Genomic DNA, 24,143 nt, shown 5'->3' with positions numbered 1-24,143 from the left:
TTGGGGCCAGATCATGCGCCGCTGCGCGAGCTAAGCCCACGCAGCGCGTGCGCGAAGAACCGGCAAGTCATCAGCACAGCCACGGAAAGGACCGACGAAGAAGCGACGAAGAACGGAAGAAAAGCCAGGTTCTAGAGATGTGAATTTGAGGAAGAAAAGGCAGGAAGAAAAAACACTTTCACACCGTCAATTTTTGACGACTTTCAGAACGCCGATGACACGGTCCTCTGCATCGCTGTCTTAAATTGCCGTGGTACCTCACATGCACTACCCGCATCTACGTGAAATTCCGTCTGAGCGTGGTCATTTCTTCGCGACGAGTTCATCGAGAAAGCGAGAGCGGCCGTTGAAGTACTTCGTCCCGTACTTGCTTTGCGTCCAACCGGAATAGAGCATATGCACTTCGTCGCGAGCCCGCGTAAGGCCGACGTAGAAAAGACGACGGCTTTCGCTCAGCTGCGCGCCCTTTTCATTTCGCCACGGGAAGCTCCCTTCATCTAGGCCAAGCATTATGACAACGTCGTACTCGCAACCCTTAGCCGAATGGAGCGTTAGAAGATTCAAATGCGTGGGAGAGCCGTCTCTCCCGCCGAGTCGCGCCATATCGAGCCCTTGGAGCGGTCCTCCTGTAACCAGTGCATCAGCCATCAGGCGAACCTGCTCTGACTGGTCGCTCAAGGCTGCCTCTGACATCATCAACCTATCAAGCAGGGCGTTCCGAAGCCGCTGGACAAATGTCTCTGCCGGGCCGTTTTCGCGAGAACTCCAAAGGAACTCAACAAGCTGACGCTGTTCCACACGAGACGCGTCATCTGTTAATGGTTGTTGACGGAAAGCAGCATACCTCGCGAGAATCGAATCGAAAGTTGGGTCCGCTTGCCGCCAGCCGCCTGCGCACCACGCAGAGCAGTCTTCAATCCAGCTGGTCAGGCTGACTTTTCGGTACGGAGCGCCAGTGTCGACCCGGATGAAGTCGATTCCCTCGGCTGAGGCCGCCGCAGCAACAACATTTCCAACGGCAGCGGTTCGATAGAGGATAGCGACGTCACCGAGCTGCCTACCTGCCTTTCCGTCGAGCGCCTGGGCAAGCAGCTTCGAGACTGCGTGCTGTGCTTGGGCAGGAAGGCCATCTTGGCATTTAACCATGCGGACTATCGCTGGCCTTTTATCGTCAAGTGCTCGGTACCCACGTACCTCTCCGAGCGCGCGCTGTGCCACGCGCACGATATCTCCGGCGCTTCGATAGTTGATTTCAAGGCGCACCGGGTCAACATCCGGTCGTGCTGCGAGTTCCTTCAGAGACCCGCTGTCAGCGCCATTGAAGCCGTAAATTGACTGGTCGGGGTCCCGCCAACGTTGAACGTGGACATTCATCGCGTCGTCGCGCACGCGCAAGACATCGCCTTGCGGTCTTCGTCTACGGGGTATGTCATCAAAGGTCGGAACACGGCGCTGTTGACGGCCGGTGGTGGGCGCTAGACCAGGTTGGTTGTGCGCGGGTGTGCCCTGGAAGCAATGCGGGGGGACCGCCGCTCTGCAGTCGGGACCGGCGACGATGGAAGTGGCGGCAGAACGAGGCAGGCGGGTTGACGGGTATGTCGTGCCGCCACGACCACAGGATAGACGATGTGCTAAACGCAATGGAACGCGTTCGACATGCGGTGAGATTGCTTTCAGGGGATTGCCCACAGGACTACCCGTTGGGGGCAGCCGAGTGGCACATTCTCGATGGAATGGAGCGGCCGGCACTTTGACATCGAGCGGTGCTGAGTTCGCCCGGGCGCCGAAGGCCATAGGCGAGCGCTCCTCACTGGATAAGCGTTCTTGGCGACAAAACGAGAAATATCCTGACCGCAGGGAGGGGTCGAGACCCTTCCAGTTTCAGAAAAATCCGACTACTTTGAAGAAGCGTTCCTGCCTACACTGGCAAGGGTTGGCGGCTTTTTGACCCCCTGCCAGGGAACGCTCCTGGATTCGTGTCAGGAACGCTTCTGTTGTCGGCGAACACATTGGCCGGCCGAGAGTTGGAGGCCGAGCCGATTGCAGGCAGGTTCTGTGGAATCAAGACGTGATGTGTCCCTGGTGAGCGATATCGTGATGGCGAGGAGCCATCTGGGAAGAACGTATCGCGAAAAGGTAACGGCACTGCCGGCTAGCGGCACTTACGAACGACCAAAAAAGACCGGGGCCGAAGCCCCGGGGGTGAAGCACGTGCATCAATCCAGTTGCAGATTCTTTGGATTTGCCCGCGAAGACGACCAAATCCTGAATTCAGAAATAGAACCGTTTACTCTTTCAAAGCAAATAATTAGCAACGACTGACGGGGCGGAAGTGGCTGAAAACAGGGGGAAGCGTTTACCTGTAAACAATTCTAATTCTGTTAAGCACGACTGATACTTTCCAATTATGTTTGGCTCCGTTATTTCCAAATAATCAATTGCTTAGCGAGTAGCATGCTGAGTCTCATAGTTTGGCCTCTACGCCTTGGACGGTGCAACCAAAATACGTTTATTCCCAATTATGTTTGGTCTCCATCGATCTACGATTTGATTGGGTAGACTATAAAAAAATTCAAGCAAGCCAAGGCCGAATGCATAACGCAGTTGGTGGTCTACCATAACCAGTGGAACAATCGGCGAACCCTCGCGGCCCGCGCCTACGGCATCGGCCGAGAACATGCGTTACTTTACCTTGGCGTTCGCGTTACGTGCTCTACCGATAGAGAACGCCAGTGCGCAATATGGCGCGACCTCACAAGGTTCTAGCGGACCGTGCTTCACGGCTTCGATCATTAGAGACAATCAGGTTGTCCGGCAGAAAATGTGTGCAGTGGGGAATCGCGCGGACTGCTATCTTGCTGATGCCGTATGTACGCCAAGTCTTTGCAAGCAGGTTCTGTGTCCGCCGACCCTATGCCTCGCCCGCTGGCGGGGTCAGGAAAGCGTCCCGGAATGCGGCCAGCAGCCTGTCCGAACCGTCTGCGAAGTCATCAGGCATTTGCGCTGCGGCACGCACCTGCATATCTCGCCTGAGCATTTCATACGTGCCCTCGTCGCTCAGCAGGGGCAACACTGCGTTCCGGGTCATCGTGTACGCGATCTGTCGTGCCTCCCGTCCCTCCCGTCCGAGCAGGGCGGCCGATGCAAGGTCAACATCGAAGCTCTTCGCCTCGAGAAGGTCGGGCGCGACCGCCCACAGATACGTTCTTCGTCGCCGGCCTTGTAGTAGCGGCGCAGAATCAGCAGAAGGTCAGTTGCATCAGAGTTCTTTGTGCTGCGGCAGTCATGCCACGCGAGAAGCTTCAGCAACGCGAGCACCGGCAGTGCTGGCAATGACAGGGACCACCACGCCTTCGCCGACGTCGATATCTATGGCCGTGTCGACGGCTGCCCTGAAGCCGAGCACATTCATCACGAAGTCACCCCTTGGCGGCCAGGCAATCGTCCCCTCTGGAGCCTCAAGTTCGCCGAAGGGAACGAGGTCGAGTGGCACCGGAGGCCCGACCTCGGGGTCATTGAAGATCAGCGAATGCTATTGCTTCGGATTCGCCTTGAACTTGCCAGTCGCCTCGAGCAACCCGACCAGCTCAGCGCCCACCCGCCAGCTGACAGCGTAAACGGCTACCTCCACGTCCCGCGTTGCACGCTCTGCCGGAATCCCGTGAACGTGCCACAGCACCATGTCGCGCGCGGTCGCGCCAGCCACGACAAATCTGGTTCCGAGGTGCTGCGCCGCGTCGCGCACGTGGCGCAGCATGGCTTGGGCGACCGGATGTATCGGTCACTCATTTGCGACTTCAAGACTGGAGCGCGGCGAGGTGTTGGTCATAGATCTGCAGAGCGATGGACAGGTTGCGGCTTTCGCCGGTTGCGACAAGGTCGGCGTATATCAGTAGCGGATGGACCAGTTCCGGAGGGTTCGTACCGATCGCCTGGAAGGACTCGGGCGGCCAGAACGCCTCCAGGATCTCCACATCGCCTTTCTCGAAAGGCCTCAACCGAGCACGAAGCATGAAATCGCTGGTGAGCTCGCCCTGGGTGTAGATCGTCACGTTGATCGCCTTGAGATGATGGGTCAATTGTTCGGCACCCGCCTCGCCACCTAGCCGCATGTTGAATTCTTCGAAGTCGAATTTGCGCCACCAGTCCGGAGCCACGGCCGAGAAGCGCCGGGCGCCAAGCTTGTTGCGCAGGCGCGATGGATACTGAGCTACCCACTCATCTACAAATCGCTTCCTGTCCGGAATAATCCGGTCACCACCGCGTGTCTCGGCGACCAGCCTGCGGGTCGTCAGATCGTCCATCGCCTGACTGACAGTATTCAGGCCGACGCCGGAGACCGTAGCTATCGTGCGATAAGGCTTCGCCACAAGGCCCGGATGCGTCGCGATCGCAAACATCGCCTTCAGGCCCTTGGGCGTAGTCGCTCTCGAACTCTGATTGGGAAGGACCGCTGTCGGCTTCGGACGTCGCGTGATCATGACGGTGGCTTCTGGCTCGTTGAGAAAGACGTTGCCCGCCATATCGAGAAACGGCACGTTGCGGTCGATCAGTTCTTCCGCCCTTGCTGGCGTCACGTATGGGGTAACCAGCATGAGTGGTCGCCCGGGCTTGTCTGGGCCCGTCGCAAAAAGTCGATGCTGAGCAGTGACGATGCCGGTAGTACTGGCAGACACCTGAAGCAACACGGGCATGTCGAACGTCTTTCCACCGATGTCGAACCGGATAGCGCCGTCGATCAATGCCCCCGAGCCTCCCCGCACGAGCGCAGCACGATTAGCCGGCTTTGCCTTAAACCCGCGGGTCGCGCGCTGGAAGGCCGTGCAGGCTTCCGCGAGCACGACCTGTTCAGAGTAGGAAAGGTTTGAGGTGGGTGGCATCTGATGCCCTCATGTTCGGTTTTATTGCAATGTACCAAAAAAGCGAACAGGTCAAACAAAGCGAACAGATATCCCAACAAGCCTCTCGAATAGATCGTTCAATAGATACGTGTTCGAGAGCTACAATATGTTCGCTTTCTCGTGATGACAACCCTATGCAGAACTACCGGATCATCCCGGGCTCGGACAGCCGGCCGTCCAGGAGGTCGAAAAAGCGGCGGCGTGGTCAGGACAACAGCTGTCATGCTAGCCGGCTGACAACGGAGAGGCCGGCGCGCAGATCGCTGGTACCTGCAGCGGAGGGCGACAGGGGCCGCGGTTTCAAGTTCGCGGGTGTAGCGACGAAGCTCGGCACCCGCTAAGCGCGCTACAGCCGCACCGCAAATGAAACCGTCGCTGACCTCTGGCGCTTCCGAAATTGGCATCTCCGCCACGGGAGGTGCACGGGCTTGAAAGCGGCGCACGGCTTATTTGCTCCGGCGCGCTTCGGCTGTCGCGACGGGCAGCGCGGCGCGGCCGGCGATAGTCCGGTCCGGTAGGCCGAACAGAAGAACGATAGAGAGAATTACTGCTGCAAGACGGTACAGAATGGGAAGGCTCCTTGTTGCGGGATACCTTCCTAATAGGCAAAAAGTTTTATCCGACTGGCGCTCATCCTTGTCCGACAAGGGATGCGATAGTTACTGGAATAGGTACTGCGGCACCTGGGTGAGCATCATCGATATTTAAGACAACGATGTCCCAGTCTTGGCAGTCGGTCTTCCTTTGTCCGCCAATGATCGCGGCGCCCACGGGCATTGGACTGAATTCGGATCTCAAACGACCGTTGATTCGTATCCCATGCCCGGGGAATGATGGAACGCGCTGCTGCTCGAAGCAAGCGTGACGAACGTCGGCTCGCAGATCACCGATGGCTGCTTTTCAATTGTTGGAAATTTCGACTTCGGAAGGGCGTCGACCGGGTCTGATTCCGGCAACCTGATTGTGTACTTTGCAGGAAAGGCCGAGAGCTCAGTCGATGGTCGAGACGAAGGCATAAAAGCCAAGGCGAGTATGGATCTGAACTCGGTCGCAATTTATCGGGTCGTTGATGGGAAATACCGACTTTCTGACGGCGTAAATACGGTACCGTCGTTTTAGTGCGGCAGTAAGACCAATGCAATTCCCCGTTCCCAATCAACCAATGCGGCAAACGGCCGGGAGCCGTCTGTCACATTCCGAGGTCGAGTGTCAGCTCGCGAGTGACCGAGCCGCCTTTGGCTGAAACAGGAACAAGGTTCTGCGCGAGATCGATATGTGGTTGGACTGCTGTAAGATCGTCCCCGCGGACATTGCAATCGCGGTGGGGGCAGCGTTCGATGGCGCTCGCCAAAAATAACCACGTCTGAATGGTTGTTGTACGCCTCGGGCAGCAGCGTCGAATCGACGCACCGCTCTAACGTCTACGGAAGTCTCGATAGACTACTTTGAATCTGCTACTTTGCAATGGCCCTTCATCTTTTAAAGTCCGATGACATTTATTCATCATGCCGCCAACGGATCGAAGCATGTGAGCTTTGGTTGCGCGGACTCATTCACGATCGATTGAGCAGCGAATTCGGCGACGACTACGTCAACACCTCAGAAATCGGCGGTCACGCGATTTTCTCGGACAAAACCAAGGAACGCATTCACTCCTTTCGCGATAAGGATCCGCGCCGGTACCCGCGTCCAGTTGACACGCTTGTTTTCGAGCACCTCGGTGCGATCATTGCCAGAGACGATGCCTACAAGCGCTTCTTTAAGGAGGCACTCGAACACGAATTCCCCTACGGCGCCCAGCATGTGCGACGCATGATCAATATTATTGGTGATCACAGAAACGCCCTGTATCACGCGAATTCGTTAACCCTTTCGCTCCACGATGTTGAGCGGGTCTTGTGTTACTGCAACGATCTGATCTCATCTATCAAGTCTCACTATTCCAAAATGAGCCTGAGTGACAAATTTCCCGCACCGACGTTGACAAGGTATTCCGATTGGCTGGGGAACGTTCGGTATCTAAACGAGCCTCGGAGCGACCTCCTGCTCGCGGATGAGCCCTTGTTCGTAGGTGACATCGCACGGTTTGAAGTGGAGGTAGATTCGAGCTATAGCCCCGACGAATACACAATCGTCTGGCGGAGCAGTGGACTCGAAATCGCTCAAGGACCGGTGCTCCTGCTGACGCTAGAACTGAAACACGTCGGACAATATTTCGGGCTGCAGGTAGATGTCACGTCGAACAAGGCATGGCACCGTATAGCTGGTCGATTCGACGCCGTACTTACACTCCGATACGAGGTGCTGCCAGTACCACGAACACAGTGACATCCCTCCGCTCCAGAGATATGAGCGACTCGAATGTAAGGGCCATCAAGCTTGCAGAGACGGTCGCTCGCGGCCTAAGAACGACTGGAATTGATTGTCCCTTCCGCGGAGTCGGGGACATTCGCCAAGCGCGAGTGATGGTCCCCAACGGGTCGACTCTGGCAGCTCATCGTCGGATCTGGTGCTGCCATGAGCTCCCGCTCATGGCCTTGCCCCTCCTCTCCATCTTCGCGGCGAATGCAGCCGCGGCATTCTTGTAAGAAGTCCGCTGAACGGCAAATGTCGGGGGATGCGACGAACAATTCAGTTCTTGGTCGTCGTTATTGCGCAAGTCTTCGTGGATCACGCGGGCGAGTGCCGATAACATGCGCCTACCTTATCGCGTCACCTTCGCCGGAGTCCGACTCAACAGGCATGCCACGCCCAAGACAGTCGATTAGCCCAACGGCGCGAACCCACCTACTTTGCTATTTGCTGACGAGTGCGCTCGCGTCGCACACTTTGACGAAAACATGGCGCGTCGAGCACGTCGTCGAATCGGCACGCATCTGGTTTGCTAGGAACATGGTGTCGGCGAGTGGGCTTGACCGACTGATGCTTGGAAAAATGGCGCGAAAGTTGTCCCGCGAGCACTTGACCGCTTCACACGCAGTACGTCAATCGAATACGCTTACGCTGTTCACGAATGAGCTGATGCTCAATTATCAAGACTCACTGGTCGGGCACTCCTCGCAAAGGTGCAGCGACGCGCTGGAGGCCAGTTCTTACCGGGCCGGCGTATTGCGGCAGAGGCCGTGTCAAAACTCAAAATCACTGGGTTTTAGGGGGTCTCTTTACCCCTCCCGAGGTGCCGCGAGGCCGATATAGAGCAATCTAACAAGCCGCTTTTTGAGCTGAGCCGAACCGCCGTGCGTTTTGACACATCTGGACCACAACCGGCCGTTCATCGTCAAGCGCGGATGGTCACACAAACGGCCGGTCTGCCTCAACCGCCGACCTTCGACGTCTACTCAGTGAGCGGTAGAGCAGGGTCCGTGACGGCATGCAGTTCCAAGGTGCGCGACATATTCAGTGCACACTTAGTCGAAGCTGGTCGTTACTTAACCGAACTCGCGAGCTACGAGCGACGCTCTATCGCGACCTGTTCAAAGGCGTACCGAATCACTTGCTGCGCCTCAAGCTCAAGCGGCGCTGCGATGCTGCAACCACCATTGCCCGCATTTTCGATGATTACCGAGTCGCGCAAGCAGCGCCTGTTGCTTCTTTGATTTGTGCAGCGAGTTCGCTGAATTAGCCCTGGCGTGCCCGTTGCATATACGATCACCTTAAATTTCTGGTCGCTCCGGTCGCCGATTCCGTAATGGATAACCTAATTTTGCGGAGGTTTGATCTGCGCTGCCCCATCACGCTTTCGCTTTGACTGTGTGGCGAAGCGCACGTAGTAGTCCAAAATCTCCGGCGGACTGTCACGTTCGAACTATCATTTAACGCAAACGTTTGTCCTTGGACGGTTCAACGACTTCGCGCTAGTAAAAGTAAGCCGGACGCTGCGTGACACACAGAATCTTGAAGGAAGAACTACGTTGGAAAACGGAGAATTCTGGCTAGCCTCAGAGGATCAATGCTGCGGCAACGACTGAAACGCGGTTGCTCTATCGCGACCTTGTCGGACTTGGGAATTGTCAGGGAGAAAGTCAAAAATGGCCGAACAAGACGCACAGATTTCTGGAACCAGCGAACAAAGCGATTCGGGAACCGAAGCAGCGCAAGCCGAGCCCGATGTCGATCTTTACGTCGAGAAGGAAGCAGATCCTGAAGATGGCGTCTTCGAGCTTGGCCTCGTTCTAGCTGGCGCAATATCGGCAGGGGCATACAGCGCCGGCGTGCTCGACTTTCTGGTCGAGGCGCTGGACGCCTGGGAATACGCCAAGACCCAAAAGCAGGATGTACCGATGCACAGCGTACGTATTCGTGTGATCGCCGGCGCCTCAGCCGGAAGCATGAACGGGGCAATTGCCGCTGTGGCTTTGCAATACGATTTTCCTCACGTTCGATCCAACCAAGGGCCAACCAATCCGTTTTACGATTCCTGGGTCAAGCGCATCAGCATCGACAAATTGCTGGCGGTGAACGATCTCGTCGGATTATCGCCGGTGGTTCGCTCCGTACTCGATTCCACAGTACTCCAGAAAATAACGGATGACGCGTTGAACTACCAGGGTCCCGTCAAGCCTCGTGCCTATCTCGATGACCGGGTCAGGTTCATTTTCACACAGGGCGGTCTACGGGGGATTCCCTACTTTTTGAAGCTGGCAGGAAATTCAGGCGACGGGTTGGCCATGTCTCTGCATAAAGCCTATCGGAGTTTTTCCGTCGGCTTCAACGGCAAGCCCATCCGGCGCAGACCTGACGACATGCCATTGACGGCGAGCATCACGCAACCAAAAGCCAGCGACCCTGGCTGGCAGAGTTTGGGCAATGCAGCGTTGGGCTCTGGCGCGTTTCCCATCGGGCTTGCAGCGAGGCTGGAAAGGCGCAACGTAGCGGATTTAAAATGGCGCTATGTAACGGGGCTCGGGGAAAAGCCCATATGGCTTAAGCCGGCATGGACGTCAACGATTGGAGGCGTAGTGCCCAATCCACCCTCGCCGTACTTCGACGAGTTCGTCGTGGACGGTGGCACGATGGATAACGAACCGGTGGATCTCGCCAGAGCGGAGATGGCTGGCACGGTCGCCCGGAACGAACGGGATGGAAACCTGGCCAAACGCGCGATGATCATGATCGATCCGTTTCCTGATGCCTTGATCACCGACTTCAATCAGCAGACGGCCGGGAGGAGTGGCAATCTAATTTCTTCAGCCATGGGTCTTCTGGGTGCCTGGAAAAATCAAGCTAGATTCGATCCCATCGACCTTGCGCTTGCTCTTGACGACAAGGTATTCAGCCGCTTCCTAATCGCGCCGAGCAGAAAGGCGAGCCCTGTTGACAAGAAGTCGGCAAGCAACGGTTTCGATCTCGCGAGCGGTGCGCTAGGCGGCTTCAGCGGATTTCTCGAGGAGCAATATCGTCACCACGACTATCTTCTGGGACGCCGCAACTGTCAGCAGTTCCTGGCGAATTATTTCACGTTGCCCGCATCCAATCTGTTGTTTCCACAGGACGCGTCGTTCAGTCAACGTTGGGCGCTGTCCAAAAGTGGGGAAATACCCATCATTCCCCTCGTTGGCGACCTGACGTCCGAGGAGAATCTGCCTGAATGGCCGAGCAAACCAGTCGACCTCGAAGCACTTAGAGCTCAAGCCGACAAGCGCCTCAAAAGCGTGGTAAATGCAGCGCTTGCGATGGCCGGAATTAGCGGATGGAAACGATGGCTCTCCGGAGTAGGCGTATGGCTCGTCAAATCCGAGGTGCTGGATCGTGCGATCGGTCTTGTGCAAAAGGACCTGCAAAAACGCAACCTTCCGACCACGCCTTTGGAACCTTACGTCACCAAGGCATTGCCAACGGAGAACGACCTTTACAAGGGCGCTTGAATTCATGTGGTTATGCGTCTTTCTCGATAGGATTGCCGCTCGTGAATGCATTTCTGCAAAGTCTGCTTACTCCCTCTGGATGGCTATTCATCGCCGCTACAACGGCGGGCGTTGCAGTGATGATCATGGGGCCCTGTCGTTACCTGCGATATGGATGGGCCGCGAAGCGCAAAGACATCATGGGCGGTTTGGACCGAAACGCCCGCTATGAGTACTTCAAGCGCTTCGCTTTCGACGAGATCTTTCTATCCGATGCGGACATCGCTGCGGAGTTCGATCGCTTTTATCGGCACTGGTACGGGCGCAGGTTCTTTGCCATACCTTTGATCGTCCACACAGCTATCACGTTCATCTTCGTTTCCATTGTCTTGCTTTCGGTGTTAAGCCGAAAAGACGGACTCAATAATCCGTTCCTCCTACTGCCATTTCCCGCTATCGCTGCGGTCACTGGCGCCTATATGTGGGTGACTAACGATTTTATCTCCCGTGCGCGAAGGCTTGATTTCACCCCGGCCGACGTCGCATGGGGGACGTTGCGCCTCGTCGTGGCAATACCGATGGGGTATGCGTTTAATGCGCTCGCCGCGGACAAGCTCGCACCGTTCGTTGCATTCGCACTGGGCGCATTTCCATTATCGGCCTTGCTTTCCATCTTGCAGCGGCGGATGGAAAAGCAGTTCAACGTAAATCCCGAGACGATAGAGACGGCCGATTCCGTAGCCAAGCTGGAAGGTGTCGACAGGGACATCCGTGAGCGCCTCGGTAAAGAAGACATTTCCACCATCACTCAAATTGCCTACTGCGATCCTATTCGTCTCGCGATGCGTTCCAACCTGAGTTTCATATTCATATCAGACCTCGCTGGGCAAGCGATTGCGTGGCTGTATTTGCGGGAGAAGCTGAGTTCGATCAAGCCCTTTGGGCTCAGAGGTGCTTGCGAGATCCGCTGGTACCTCGAGCACTACAATCTGCCGAACACGGGTCTATCACTAACGCAACGGCGCGACCGTGAGCGCGCAATCTTGGCGATGCCCAGCATCGCCAAGATGCTGGGCCAGGATGAATCGACTGTCTTGATTTGCTTCAAACAGATCGCGTATGACCCGTTTACGGCCTTCTACACCAAGACGTGGATCAATCCCGAACAGCCCACCATTGGTTTCTTGCAATATGGTGCTCTCGACAACCATCTCGATGAGGCGTATCGCGAACTCGTATCCGAAACGGTTACGGATGACATCTGGACACCGTTTCGGGCGGAATTCGTCCGCTGTAGCCACTCGCGCGCCGGTGCTCCAATCCTGGCGCCAGCCGACCGTGGAGGTGCCCGGGTGCCGGCCAGGATTCTCGTTCTTAAACGAGGTGTCGACCTAAAAAGAGCGATGAAGCTGCTGATACAGCGAGAAACACGCGTAATGCCTGATTGCCCTCCGGTTGGAGTCACATCCGTCGAAGATGTCAACGTGCGGGAACTTCTAAACTTTCACGGACTACCCCTCGTTCTCTATGTGACGTTCCACACCTTGATTCAGCCGCTCAATTCGACTCGATTGGCGACCTTGGCTATTGAGAGTGCAACGCACTTCTCCGACGGAGATCGAGACGGCATCAGCTACCTGAATGAGGCCATCAAGGCTGGTATCAAGACGCCGCTTATCGCGAGCTATAAGCAGGAAATCCTTAAGCAAACTGGGTGCAAGACGCTGGAGGAGGCGTTAGCTTCCGTACGGCGTGCAGTGCAGTAGCGCGTTCCCGTCTGATCCGCTGTTCGTATTGTTGCCAGCAGTAGCAAAGTCAAAGCATCCCTGAAAGACCAGGCCGTGCGGCCCGTGTCGACAGACTGCCCGGGGTCAGCGTGGCCGCTTGTTCGTCAGGCTGCCCTTTATTTACAGGGTCGGTATTCCGAGCGTTCGATCCAAATTCCACTCCTTGAATGGATTGAATTAATAGCTGCATGCACCCATGCCCTGCACGATTCACAAACGACCCCAGCAGGCCCGTTGCTTCGCTACTCCAGCCCGGTGACATCTTTGTCATGAGATATTGAGCAATCCAAAACGCTTCTCACAATGAGCCGCGCCCGGAAACATTTACCTGCGTCTTCCGTGGACTGTGGATTGGCCGAAACATGCTGCGTGACACCCTTGATATGCGGCGCCCCTGTTCTATTGTGAATGCATACAGAGCCCAACACGACAACGAACCGTCGTTCAGAGAGGTAGACTCATAAAAAACCGTTCGTCATCCTTGATGATTTAATTTTTTTGCCGAGCTTTCGGTCGCCTTAATGTACCCGCGTGCACGGCAAGCGATCTTCGAAGCATGGCAACGAGTTCGCGATCGAAGGTTTTCGATCACAGCGACCGCATCAGACGGATATAAACCGTGACTGAAAACAGTGAGGTTTTCTCACCGTTTTGCTAGTGTTCCGGCCACGCCGACCAAGATAACGAGAGGTTTCGGTCATGTGTCTTCAACGTCCAATCAAGCTTGTGTGGCTGAGCGCACTGATCTCGGTCATTTCCCTTCAGGCGATCGCTACGCCATCTACGGCGACGCTCTTTGGCAAGGTGGATGAAGCATCCATGGCTACATGGAGAGCATTTCGCGCCGCGCAGCCTTTCCAGGCCCAGCTGATCGCGCTATCTGATGCATCGAAAGCTCAGGCCAGGACACTTATTGTTTCGGAGCCGCCACCGGGCACCTCTGCCAATGATCTCGTCAAGAACCTTCAGCCGATCAACAAGGCGTGCGCGGTCGCCCGCTGGAGCTTGATGTCGGGCGGATGGGTTACGGATGTCGTCTGCACGGTGAAGGACAGCACACAGCCATCAACGGAACAAATGCAGGCACTGAAGCGGCAGATCTACGGAACCGACGAGGGACCGGCGCTGGTCGCGCTTCCGGTGCCCGCCCGTTCAATGCACGCGGAGCGGCTCGACTTCCGATACAGCCCGGACGATCTATACCGTTGGACACACGAGGGCGAGAAACGCTATCGCGCCGGCCCGCTCGCGCCGAGCGTTTCGCTTTCCGCCATTCTCGACGGAAAGGCTCGCGGTGTGTTTCAAGGCGATGCCAAGAAGTTGGTGCTATGGGCCATCCCGCGCCAGACTGCCATCGATGGCACATCGGCCGACTTCAGGAAGTTCGCAGTTGTCAGCGATCTCATTCTTGGCGCACTAGCAAGCCAGTCGACCGTCGTTGTGGTTGGACGCGTGCGCAGCATGCCGTTGTCACAGTTGCCCCCCCTGAGAAGCGAGACGATGCTTCTGCTTGCGGGAAGCAATCAGAGCGAGTTGGCACAGTCGTACGAGCGCAATGATCTGCTGGGTGGAAAAGGCATGGACGGCGTCGATCGGGCGCCGATTCTGCTCAGCCCGCAGCTCGTCGATACGGAGTTCGGCAACTTGTTGAACATCGCCGACCAATTGCTCAAAGGCTGGTCCATGGCTGGCGCAGTCACCTATCTCGACTTCAGATATCCGAAGCCTAAGACTTATCCGTTCGGTTCCCGACCGGTGGTCATGGTCGGGAAGAGAACCGAGGGCAGCTTTCTCTTCAATTGGAATACGGATGGTGCCGCCTATCGGCAATCCATCCACGGCATAGACGTCACGGTCCCGCAGCGCACGGGCGCGCTGCCGATCATCTACGGGGACCCGAAAGATCGGCCGAGAGATCTCGAAGAAAGGGCATACGACTATTACGCGGCCAGTGGCGACACGACGCTGATCCGCGTCGCCCAATACACGCTACTGTTCCAAATCTTCAGGCAGTTCAACATTCGGGCGGCGGCGCCTCCCGTTAGTCCGCGATACGCGGCATTCTCCCAGGCCATGAAGACGACGACCCTGCAGGAGCTCAAGCTGATCGTGGGCGGCATGAGCCGGGATGAGTTAAAAGCTCGTGTGCGCGAATATTGGAAAGCAAGTCTCGCTACGGTCAAGGATAGTGAGTTCAGAAAAGGCGACACGACCAGACAGGAAGTCATCGACGACCAGACCGAAGAAAGCATGGCGGTCGCCGATGAGTTGCGCGAAGGGCAGCAGCAAAGCGGCGGTCGCCTCTCGAACGCACTCGTCGAAATCATCACCTATCAGCGCATCCGTCGTCCGGCGACCCAGCAAGAGAAGCAGTTTCTCGACCAGCAGATCGAGGTCGTTCAAGCCAATCTTCCAATTGGCCCACTTTTGCTCGATCACAACTCCGCAATGCTGCGCGACTCGCAACTGATGCTCGTTGCGGGCCAGGCGATCGGCGCCTGGAATGTTCTCGCATCGGTGGATGATCAATCGCGCCAGGCTTGGAATCGCACGGCGTATGTCGTTCAATCGACCGCGAACGGTCCAGTGACCGGCGGGGTCGGCGGCCATAACATCGACGCGCCCATGATCCGCTTCGTTGAATCGAAGTCGCAACCGGCGGGCCAGATTGCGGTCACTCGGGACACTAACGGTGAGCTCGTCGTCACGCATAGCGCCAACGACACCTCCCGCTTGGGGGACATCGCGCGTCAGGTCGGAACGCGCAAGGCGTTCGACAACGCTCAGATCGACGCCGAGGTAAACACCGCAATGAAGAACATGACCGGTCATGTTCCCGTTCGGATCGATGACCTTCACCCCGCGGCCAAAGTCGCCGCCAAGGAGTTCAGACTGCTGACCGACTCAGACCTGGCATATCGGATTCGTCCTGTTTCGACGGCCGAGCATGCGCAATTGTCCGAACTCGACAAGACGGGCGTGCAGGCCGTCGTGTTTCAGCAGCATAGCGACGGCAGCTTCACGTTGATGAGAGTCGGCGCACCGGACGCAATCCAGGTCGCTTCTTTCAGAGGTGCGACCGACGCCCTGGCGAACGGACTCCTGCGAACCGCGGGCGGCCAGGAGCCGGTCACGGTGTTGTTGCAAGGCGTGCCCGACGAGAAGGCGGAAGCCATGCTCGGAGCGATTCAGGCGAGCTTGCGCCGCTATCCCGACGAGACTGTGAAACACATTCTCTCGGCTGAATCGGACGCCGCCTCGCTCGCGGAACGCCCTGCGCTGATGAGTGAGAAGTTCTCGATGAACGGAGTGCACATCAGGAAGGAAGAGATCAAGGTCGAAACAGTCCAGACCGGTGCGTTCGCGGGCTATACCCGCGTGGAAGTGCCGATCACCGTCGTCGAACAGACGCCCTGGCATATCCGTCTAATCTTCTTCTTCAAGAGCCTGACTTCAAAGACCCTTGATACGCTTCAGGCAAAAATCGAGAAAGTGTTCCTGACATTCACCGGCCCCGTTTCACTCTCCGACGTTGACCTCGCGATCCGGCAACAGCTTGCGAGCGACATGAACGAACTGGCTCTGCATGCATTCGTTGTGAGAGCGGAGAACAAGGTGACGCCCAAGGTGCACGACATCGTCATTGGCGATGTCGTTGGAGGTCATGCCAATGAGGGATGACATTGCGATTCTATGTTGCTTGCCGCTTTGCGAGAGCGACTGGATGGAGCGGTTCGAGCATTGGTGCCTCGGTGATTTCGTGAGAAGCAATTCCGCGGGGCTTTTCGAGGGAGATCCCAGTGCCACATGGAGAAGTTTCGAAACGGAAGCCGGATTCGTCGAGCGGCGCCTGGAAACGCTCCAGCAGCAGGGCGTCCGGGTCGTATTCAAGGCGGACTGCGCCTCGATTCGCGATGCGGCGGCGAGCGCTGACAATGTGATCTTGCTTGCGCACTGGAAGCACGAACGCGTTTTTCCCTTCGACATTCTGTCGCCGCGACCACTGCTGGAGTACTTACTGACGCACGATCTGCGCGCCGTCCAAACCATGATGCCCGTGCCCCATGCGCCCGACAAGGCGCTCTGCGAACGCATTTCGCTGTTTCTGGACGACGCGGTGATCCACGGTGATTCGCCCCTCGTGGCGGTATCGGCGGAAGCCGATGACGGCCGTCTGCCGATAGCGGTCTTGCGACGCGAAATGCTCAACGCCGTGCCTGGCCTCGCCCAGGGGAACCGGCTTGAAACATGGGACGCGCTGATCTCCGCCAGCGAATTTTCGGCGCTCTTCGGCGCAAACTTCAACGGAACGGCCATGCTGGCCATTTGCTATTCGACGCTTATTGCCGAGACCTTCCGATTGCGGCATCCGCGTGCACTGTGCATCGCCAACGGCGATCTCACCAATGCCGGCATTAACCTCATGAGATTGAGCGCCGCCATCACACTGATGCGGACGAAGCGCATCGCACTGTGGGATGCGCTGTTGCGCGTCAGTTCGATGATTGATGACTTGACTAAACGAAGGAGATGAAAATGAGATTGATCGATGTGTTACAGAAGTATGCCGAGCTGATTACTCAGGGAACCAGCCGGACAGGCGGCGCGGAGTCGCCGGAGGCCATCAAGGCCGCGCTGTCCCGGGATCTCGATCTGGTGCGAAAAACGAACGGGAAATTGTTTGCGGCGTATTGGGCAGTCTTGCTCGTCTCGTTTGTGGCATGTCTCGTTCTTGCGGTCGTTCTGCGTAACAACATGGGCACTCTGACAGGCCTGCTATGCGGCGAGGGTGCGATTCAACTGGTGATCCTCAGGCAGCTTTCTGCGGAGTGGAGAGAGAAGGCGTACCTGGAAACTTTCGCGGTTCTCACGAGTTCTCTGCCAGCAAAGGAGATGCAGCAAGTCGTCAACCAATGGATTCGAAGTCGCCAGACAAATGGAGCCGTGAGGCGCGAACGCAAGGCAAGACCACCAGAATTCCGCGCGCCATGAACCCTACTAAGGCTAGATTCAAGTGCATACGGCGACTGCATCATGCGTTCGCACGAAGCCGGGTGGTACCTCGACTCGCGTGAGCCATCGCTGAGTTGCCGAATAGGCTCGAGGGAAATACCACCTTCGGGAGCATGCGCGATGTAAGTTTATGCGGAAAGATCCGCCAGCGTAGGCGCACCACTGAGGGCAAAGCGTCACTGCTGTTGACATCCCCACTCCCGGAAGATCGCTTCGACGCTTTGTGTGACCGCTGATCTTACAGCACAGGCCCCAGAAGAACCTATGTTGATGATGGTCCTCAAAGAACAGATTCCCGAGGAACTTGCACCTTGCCGCTTCCTCGCGGCGATGGTCACGCGTGTCTTCACCTCGTCAAACTTGATCATTCATGGCGTCGCCGGCGTCGTGTTCGCTAGTTGTGGCACCACTATTCGAGTACGAAGCCAACGACATTCCTTGCCGAGCGCAGGTCAATCGCGCCAGCGCATAAATGCCGATCGTTGTAGGCGCAGCTAATCGCACAGTCCCAGTAAGCTCAGTGCGCGCAACGACTACCGAATGCTCGATATCCTCCATATCCCGGAGTACGCGTTGATCTTGCTCCAACAAATTTTGGCCTTGGGGTGTCAATGGCAACGACCGCGTCGTGCGGCCGAAAGGCTTCACTCCAAGCCGTTCTTTGAGCCTTCGTATTGGTATTAAGTGTTTAGTGGAAACGGATTTGATAAGTTGATCCGTAGGCACCGAGCAGCGCGTCGATTTCGGAGTCGATGGTGTCGCGCGTCCAGGTGACGAAACGACGCCAGTGATATTTGGCCTGCTTCCACAGGATCTCGATCATATTCAGCTCGGGACTGTAGGGCGGCAGATAGAACAGCATCATGCGATGCTCGATGAGCCAGCGGTCTAGCGTTTCGTGATCGATGTCGTGGTGGATCGACGCGTTGTCGAGCACGACGACCGTCGGGCGCTGATCGGCCTGTTGAGCCACGCGATCGAGGAATTGAACGACCGCAGGACGCTTGACCGATTGCTTGGTGGCTTCATGGATCAGCGTATTGGCGCCGAAATCGAGCGCGCCCATGACTGAACGTCGGCAATGCGGGTCGGGCGTGACGCAATGCGGCTTGCCACGCGGTGACCAGCCACGTTGAACAGAGGGCGAAGCCGAGAAGCCCGCTTCGTCGAAATAGATTAGACGGCACTGCCCATCGCGGGCAGCCTTCTGCAGTTTCGAGAGCGTGATGGCCTTCATGGCGAAGTCCTGCTCGTCGCGCTTTTTTTGAGCGAGTACCGGGCACGCTTGCACGAGAAGCCTGCCCGCTTGAGCGCCACGGCAAGAGTCTCCACACGGCAGGGCATCGGCTCGCCATGAACCGACTCAATGCGTTGTGCGATCTGCCTGAGTGTCATCGATTCAGCGCTGGCCGCTTTGGTCGCCGTCGCGAGCATCGCTTCAGGCAAGGCGAGTGGGCGTCCGCCTTTATGGCCTACCAGCAGGCCGCACACGCCGAATTCGCGCCAGGCGTGCGCCCAGTTGTATACCGTCTGGCAGCTCACTTCGAGTTCGCGCGCAACGTCTTGCACCTTCAGTCCGCGTGCACGCAACAGCAACCCGGTTGCCCGGATGCGGAAATCGCGATGACGGTGGTTCAGCGACAGTTGCTGCAAGGTGTGCCTCTCGACATCAGTCAGTTCTACGGTGCACTTCATCAGCAAGCCCAGTGTGGCGATGCCTATGAAGTTAACAAAAATCAAACCCGTTTACTAGCAACACTTATCGACCGCCGACGGCAAGACTGACAGCGCTTGCTCAATAAGTTCGTCGCTCGGTTACGGTGGTTGCACTACCAATCACGGGCTCCGGCTAGCCTGCGACTGACCCAACCCGCTCTATGCAGTCAAGCAGTCCATTCCAATGCGAGTCAGAAGTGATACTTCTCGCTACGTTGCTTAAACGCCTTCTCCGAACCTTCCATGATGTCGAGCACCGCAAGCGTCACGTCGGCTCGATCTAGGCCGCCTTGTGTCCTAATCGCGCCTCGGCCGTCTCGGGCATCAAAAGCATAGATCAACTCCGCATCGGCGTTCACCGGAAGATTTGCGTTGTGAGTCGCCAAGATAAGTTGACGCTTCTCTTTCACTGCCCGCAACAGCGGTACCAAATCGCTGAATATATAGTTCGAATCCAGCTCGTCTTCGGGCTGATCGATAACAATCGGCCCCTTCCCTTGGGCTAACAGAAGACTCAGCAAAGCGGTATTCCTCTGCCCTTCAGACAAGATTTTTCCACCCTCTCCGCTCATGCGGCCTGCGCTTGAACCATCTGCACGCTTCAGCTCTACATCGACAAGATCGTCAACTCGGCTCATACGTACCTGTTCCCATATCGGCCGTACATCGGCCTGCTGCAGATGCTTCGTGACCTCGGCAATCAGCGCGGCCATCGGACTATCAAAAGGGACTGTTGCAGGCAAATCCAGCCACTGCTGCAGAAGTTCCCAGGGTGATGCCACCGCGGAGCTTTGAGCAAATTCGGCAAAAAGCGATGATCCTAAATCGTCCCAGTTTTTCCCCAGCCTGGTCCGGCTGTCCCGTGGTGCCAAACGGTTCCAAATCGTTTGGAAGGATCGGGAGTCACGCATGTAGCCGACGGTTACAAGAGCAGTCGCACCTTCCCCCTGAATCAGGGCGCATGCCGTCTTCCTGATCTCATATTGCTGCAGCCACAACGCATGTAGATCAGCAAGCTTTTTCGTCAGTCCGCCCGCATGCTGCTGCAATTCGATAAGCTGGCGCGACTTCGTATTCGCCTCGTCCTGTTTCAGTGTTCGCAGCCGATCGACCTCTTGAAGCTTGCTGACGTCCGTTGGCTGAACGCCCTTCGCTGCGCACGCCGCAAGGAATTGCGCTTCTGCCGAATCAAGCTCACCCTGGATCGTGGGCCAAGCGGGATCGTTGCTAAAAAGCGCCGTTATTGCAGCAACGTATTTGAGTTCCGCATCCTTTACCTCCTCAATCAGCACCGAGCGCGCAGCGCTAACTTCCTTCTCAAGATGCTGAAACCATTCGGCGTGCGGCCACGTACTCGCATTTTCCGGACGAGTCATCGCCGCACTGTCGAACGATGCGAGAGCCCGTTGGAGTGCCAGCGCGTCGGTATTTGCATGTTGGACGACATTCTCAACAAAACGCTTCGCTCCTTGGGCTTGTTGATGGGTAGCGGCGTCGGCCTGAATATCGTTGCGAGCCTGCCATTGCCGACCCAGTTCCTCTAGCTCTTGCTTCAAACGCTGCATATCTGCGCTGACGGCCTCGGCTTGATGCGTCGCCGTAAACAATTGCTCAAGTTCGCCTCTAACACCGGTTTCTTGATTCGTCAATTCAACTAGCGCCGTGCCGCTGGATGCATCGATCAATCGAAGCACCTGACTTTTTTGCCCTGGCTTGCTTAGTCGACTCAATTCCCCTTGACTGAAAAATTGGATTTCAAGCAGCTTTAGCACGGTTTGAAGATCATGCACTTCCCGACCGACCAGTCGATGTTCAGCATTACCAGGCTTTAACAAAACGGTATCTTCGACCCCACGACTGATTTCATATGTCACTTGTATTTCGGCATCCCCTTTCTCAACCGTCCGATGGATCGCCAGAAGCTTCTCGTGAAGATCTCTGTCGACGCTGTTCAAATAGTCTGGTTGCAGACAGAAGCGTAGGTATTCAAGCAAGGACGACTTTCCGCTGCCACGCCCCCCGACGACGCAGTTGAGGTTCGGCGCAAAACGGACGGTCTGGTCCTCCAGAAAAGCAGCGCCTTGTACGGCTATGCTAACAATTCGCGGATGGTTTTCCTGGTCGCTGGGTCGCACGTCTTGCAATCGGACCCTCGACCCGTGATCAAGAAATGCTTGTCGAAGCGACTCGATCGACGGTTTCGACATTTTTATCCATGTATGTCGCATACCGATATAATTCTCGGCGTTCTCTTCTGGGGTAAGAGCCTTGTTGTCTGATGACATGATGCAAGCGATCGGGCGTTCGCGCCGCCAAGCCGGATCACAGTCACTACCGGCACCGAAGAGCCGGCGCCATCCCGGCGATAGCTCCCTGACGGGCTTGGGAACCTCCACCGCGAATAGCTCCAGATTGAGGTATTCCGTCTGTTGCAGCCAATCTGCCACCTTCCCGTTATCGAATAATCCGTCATCCTTCATTGCATGGGGCATGATGACGATGCCACGCTGATGACCGTGCTCGTCCAGTTTTTGAATGCAGCCCAGCAGCTCCGGAAGCCGCTTTGTCGATTTGGCAAGGATGCCGCCGGGCGCACGTGGATAGCCCACGCCGCACTCCGTCAATATGTGATCGATCTCATCGAGATTCGCGTTGGGTTCGAAAAGGGCTAACACATGAACCCCTTTGCCCACATCGGCTTCGAACTCAAACCCGGGAAACAGAACAAGGCGGTAGCCAAACTCAACCGCCAACTTTTCGATCGCGGCCTGCAACAAGGGAATGAACCCGCGTGATAGATAGTTGTGGTCTGTGATAGCGATAACTTCTAGGCCAACTTCATGGCAACGACGAATATATGCTTCCGCTGCTGCCACCTGCTCATCGACGGTGGAGCCCATGACACCCCCTCGCCAATTGGCAGCATCGGCAGGTGTTTGCATCTGCAGATCGCACTTCACCCAACGCATACCGCTGTAGTTCGCCGCGCCCATGTCGCCACCCCGTTTGCGTAATTGCAAGTAAGCTCGCCGGAAGCACTGTCAGCAGTTGCGCGCCACATGCCGAGCGTCGTTAATGCCGGCTCATGCTCCGCATTTTTCCACCCCGACGCCCGATATTTCTGCTCAAAACACGGAAAGCTCGCCTTTAGCCGCATCGTCGATATGACGGGACCCTATACCCATTTCTTGCAGGGCGCGGTCGATCAAATTCTCAACCATCTGGAACTGCACGAGGGATTGGTTGACAGGTTTTCCATCGTCCAATTCCCAATACACTACGTTTTCTCGAAGCTCTTGCACCCCTTGGCGGGCGTATAGAACAGCGTCGATCAAATCGATCTCCGCCAACTTGTCGAGCGGGATGTCGCGCAGGACATCATAGATCTCCTGCGCAGATCGATTGACGATCGCAGCGTAGGTCTCGAAGACCTTTCCCTCTGCGCAGATGCCGACCGCATATCGAAACACGTTACCGTTTTCGATCCGACTGAGAAGGTGTCGAGCACCTTTCACAACTCCCTGAATTCCTTTGATCAAGGCTACGCGCTCACGCTCCCGGCGTCTTGCGTCGCCTCGCGCGACAAAGATAGCGGCAAAAATTGCCGCTACCGTACCGGTGCTTCCGGCCCAGGTCGCCCAATCGCCAGGCCCCGTCGGAGGGTATTTGGCAAGTGCCACGATAATGATCACGGCGGCAAGCGTCCCCAGCGGGGCGACCCAATCCCAATCTCTCGTCATATCTCAGCTACCGTTCAGCCCCGGGGGCGGGCTTAGGTCAATATCAAGTTGATCGTGCAGTCGTTCGACGCTAATGCGTGAAATCGTTGTGTTATTCAAAGTCTCCCCCGAACTGGCATCGTTTGACGATCATGGGTGCTGCGCGAAATGATACTCAAAAACTGGCGGGTTACATATAGTAGCTATTTACGCTTAGCAGCGATTGCTTCGAATTATTGACTAGACCCAAATTATTTCGATCTGTCCGTGCGCACTATCGGCTGCGCGAGCTGCGCCCAGCAGTACGGAGCGCTCGTCATCATCTCAGTCGCGCTTTCTAACGTTGACGGTCACAATGATGGCAAGCCACAGCGTCAGGCTAAAGCGGGCGTAGCTTGCTGTGAAAGAACAATACAGTTTGACACAAGGCATTCAATGAAATCAGATACTTGGCGACCTTCTCGATCACGGTCGGGGCAAATAGAGTTTGACACAAACGCATCTCGACTAAATGGGCACATGGAATTCGCGACAATAGACTTTGACACAACAAGACTCAGACATCGCGAATGCGGCCGATCAGCGGCCATGCGGGTCACTAAGTGTTGAATTTTTCATCTCTTCTCCTGACATTACCCAGCTGCCTTGACGACCTCATGCGTGCGCTTTCGGCGCGTCTTCTCATTCGTGATTTGCGACAGGAAGTGACACTGAGCGCACCAGTTCCCCGTTGTAATCTGTCTGGGTCGCGCCCACCATCGATGGCCGCGTGCGCACTCCCATTCGAGCCTGGTTTTGTTGTCGACGTAGTTATCGGACACGCACTGTCCGCCCCGTTCGGCAGCGATCGCCCGCATCGATTCGATACCCTGTCGCCGCCGGTCTTCGGTGCGGCATGTAGGGCACCAGCTCCCTTTCAGGATTTCCGAGCCCCACGCCATCCATTCGTGTCCCCGTTCGCACCGGAATGGATAGCGGGTTTGTATGCGCTGGTAGCGCGGCGCCAGGCATGTGCCACCTCGACTTTCCGCCGCGCGTTGAAGCGCTGTCATTCCGTCTGGTCGACGCGCCCGCTCAAAGACGCATTGCGGGCACCACGCCTTTCGCATGATCTCGATGCCGGCGTAACCGCTCAATTACGCACACGTTGACATGACGAAGATA

Annotated in this window: 13 protein-coding genes and 1 pseudogene; 7 read left to right on the top strand and 7 right to left on the bottom strand. The window is 56.5% G+C overall.

The genetic code is table 11. The features are described 5' to 3' along the window. Positions 1-303: 303 nt before the first annotated feature. From ACSQ83_RS35060 to ACSQ83_RS35050, 3 genes and pseudogenes are all read right to left on the bottom strand, one after another. On the bottom strand, positions 304-1,389 hold the full coding sequence (locus tag ACSQ83_RS35060) for a 3'-5' exonuclease (protein ID WP_436231274.1): 1,086 nt from the start codon (positions 1,387-1,389) through the stop codon (positions 304-306). Between the two features lie 1,522 nt (positions 1,390-2,911). Beyond that, positions 2,912-3,778: pseudogene (locus tag ACSQ83_RS35055) on the bottom strand (nucleotidyl transferase AbiEii/AbiGii toxin family protein). Positions 3,779-3,797: 19 nt separating this feature from the next. Then, positions 3,798-4,880 (bottom strand): type IV toxin-antitoxin system AbiEi family antitoxin, encoded by a 1,083-nt coding sequence (locus ACSQ83_RS35050; protein WP_436231272.1) that lies wholly within the window; start codon positions 4,878-4,880, stop codon positions 3,798-3,800. Between the two features lie 882 nt (positions 4,881-5,762). Here ACSQ83_RS35050 and ACSQ83_RS35045 point away from each other — a divergent pair. The 7 genes from ACSQ83_RS35045 (at position 5,763) to ACSQ83_RS35015 (ending at position 17,523) form a co-directional block, all read left to right on the top strand. After that, a complete protein-coding gene (locus tag ACSQ83_RS35045; protein WP_436231271.1) occupies positions 5,763-6,020 on the top strand; it encodes a hypothetical protein in 258 nt (85 codons plus the stop codon). 444 nt (positions 6,021-6,464) lie between these two features. Further along, positions 6,465-7,229, top strand: a complete 765-nt coding sequence (locus ACSQ83_RS35040; RefSeq protein WP_436231270.1) for a hypothetical protein — start codon at positions 6,465-6,467, stop codon at positions 7,227-7,229. A 1,700-nt stretch (positions 7,230-8,929) separates the two neighbouring features. Beyond that, positions 8,930-10,765, top strand: coding sequence for a patatin-like phospholipase family protein (locus ACSQ83_RS35035; protein WP_436231269.1), 1,836 nt, complete (start codon positions 8,930-8,932; stop codon positions 10,763-10,765). Between the two features lie 41 nt (positions 10,766-10,806). Beyond that, positions 10,807-12,510 (top strand): hypothetical protein, encoded by a 1,704-nt coding sequence (locus ACSQ83_RS35030; RefSeq protein WP_436231268.1) that lies wholly within the window; start codon positions 10,807-10,809, stop codon positions 12,508-12,510. 720 nt (positions 12,511-13,230) lie between these two features. Continuing rightward, on the top strand, positions 13,231-16,212 hold the full coding sequence (locus ACSQ83_RS35025) for a hypothetical protein (RefSeq protein WP_436231267.1): 2,982 nt from the start codon (positions 13,231-13,233) through the stop codon (positions 16,210-16,212). A 43-nt stretch (positions 16,213-16,255) separates the two neighbouring features. Then, entirely contained in the window at positions 16,256-17,065 is an 810-nt protein-coding gene (locus ACSQ83_RS35020) for a hypothetical protein (protein WP_436231266.1), read from the top strand. 2 nt (positions 17,066-17,067) lie between these two features. Beyond that, positions 17,068-17,523 carry a hypothetical protein gene (locus ACSQ83_RS35015; protein WP_436231265.1) on the top strand — a complete coding sequence of 152 codons (456 nt, stop codon included), beginning with the start codon at positions 17,068-17,070 and terminating at the stop codon, positions 17,521-17,523. Positions 17,524-18,232: 709 nt separating this feature from the next. Here the strand turns inward: ACSQ83_RS35015 and ACSQ83_RS35010 are convergent. From ACSQ83_RS35010 to ACSQ83_RS34995, 4 genes are all read right to left on the bottom strand, one after another. Next, positions 18,233-18,781 (bottom strand): IS630 family transposase, encoded by a 549-nt coding sequence (locus ACSQ83_RS35010; protein ID WP_436231264.1) that lies wholly within the window; start codon positions 18,779-18,781, stop codon positions 18,233-18,235. Further along, positions 18,778-19,239, bottom strand: a complete 462-nt coding sequence (locus ACSQ83_RS35005) for a helix-turn-helix domain-containing protein (protein ID WP_436231263.1) — start codon at positions 19,237-19,239, stop codon at positions 18,778-18,780. The genes ACSQ83_RS35010 and ACSQ83_RS35005 overlap by 4 nt, the downstream gene beginning before the upstream one ends. Positions 19,240-19,451: 212 nt before the next feature. Next, positions 19,452-22,229, bottom strand: a complete 2,778-nt coding sequence (locus ACSQ83_RS35000; protein ID WP_436231273.1) for a TrlF family AAA-like ATPase — start codon at positions 22,227-22,229, stop codon at positions 19,452-19,454. 156 nt (positions 22,230-22,385) lie between these two features. Next, positions 22,386-23,000, bottom strand: coding sequence for a hypothetical protein (locus tag ACSQ83_RS34995; protein WP_436231262.1), 615 nt, complete (start codon positions 22,998-23,000; stop codon positions 22,386-22,388). Positions 23,001-24,143 lie beyond the last annotated feature (1,143 nt).

The sequence above is a fragment of the Caballeronia sp. LjRoot29 genome, assembly GCF_964252755.1.
GTDB lineage: Bacteria > Pseudomonadota > Gammaproteobacteria > Burkholderiales > Burkholderiaceae > Caballeronia.
Note: the sequence above shows the minus strand (reverse complement) of the source record. Positions and strands in the feature narration are given on the sequence as shown.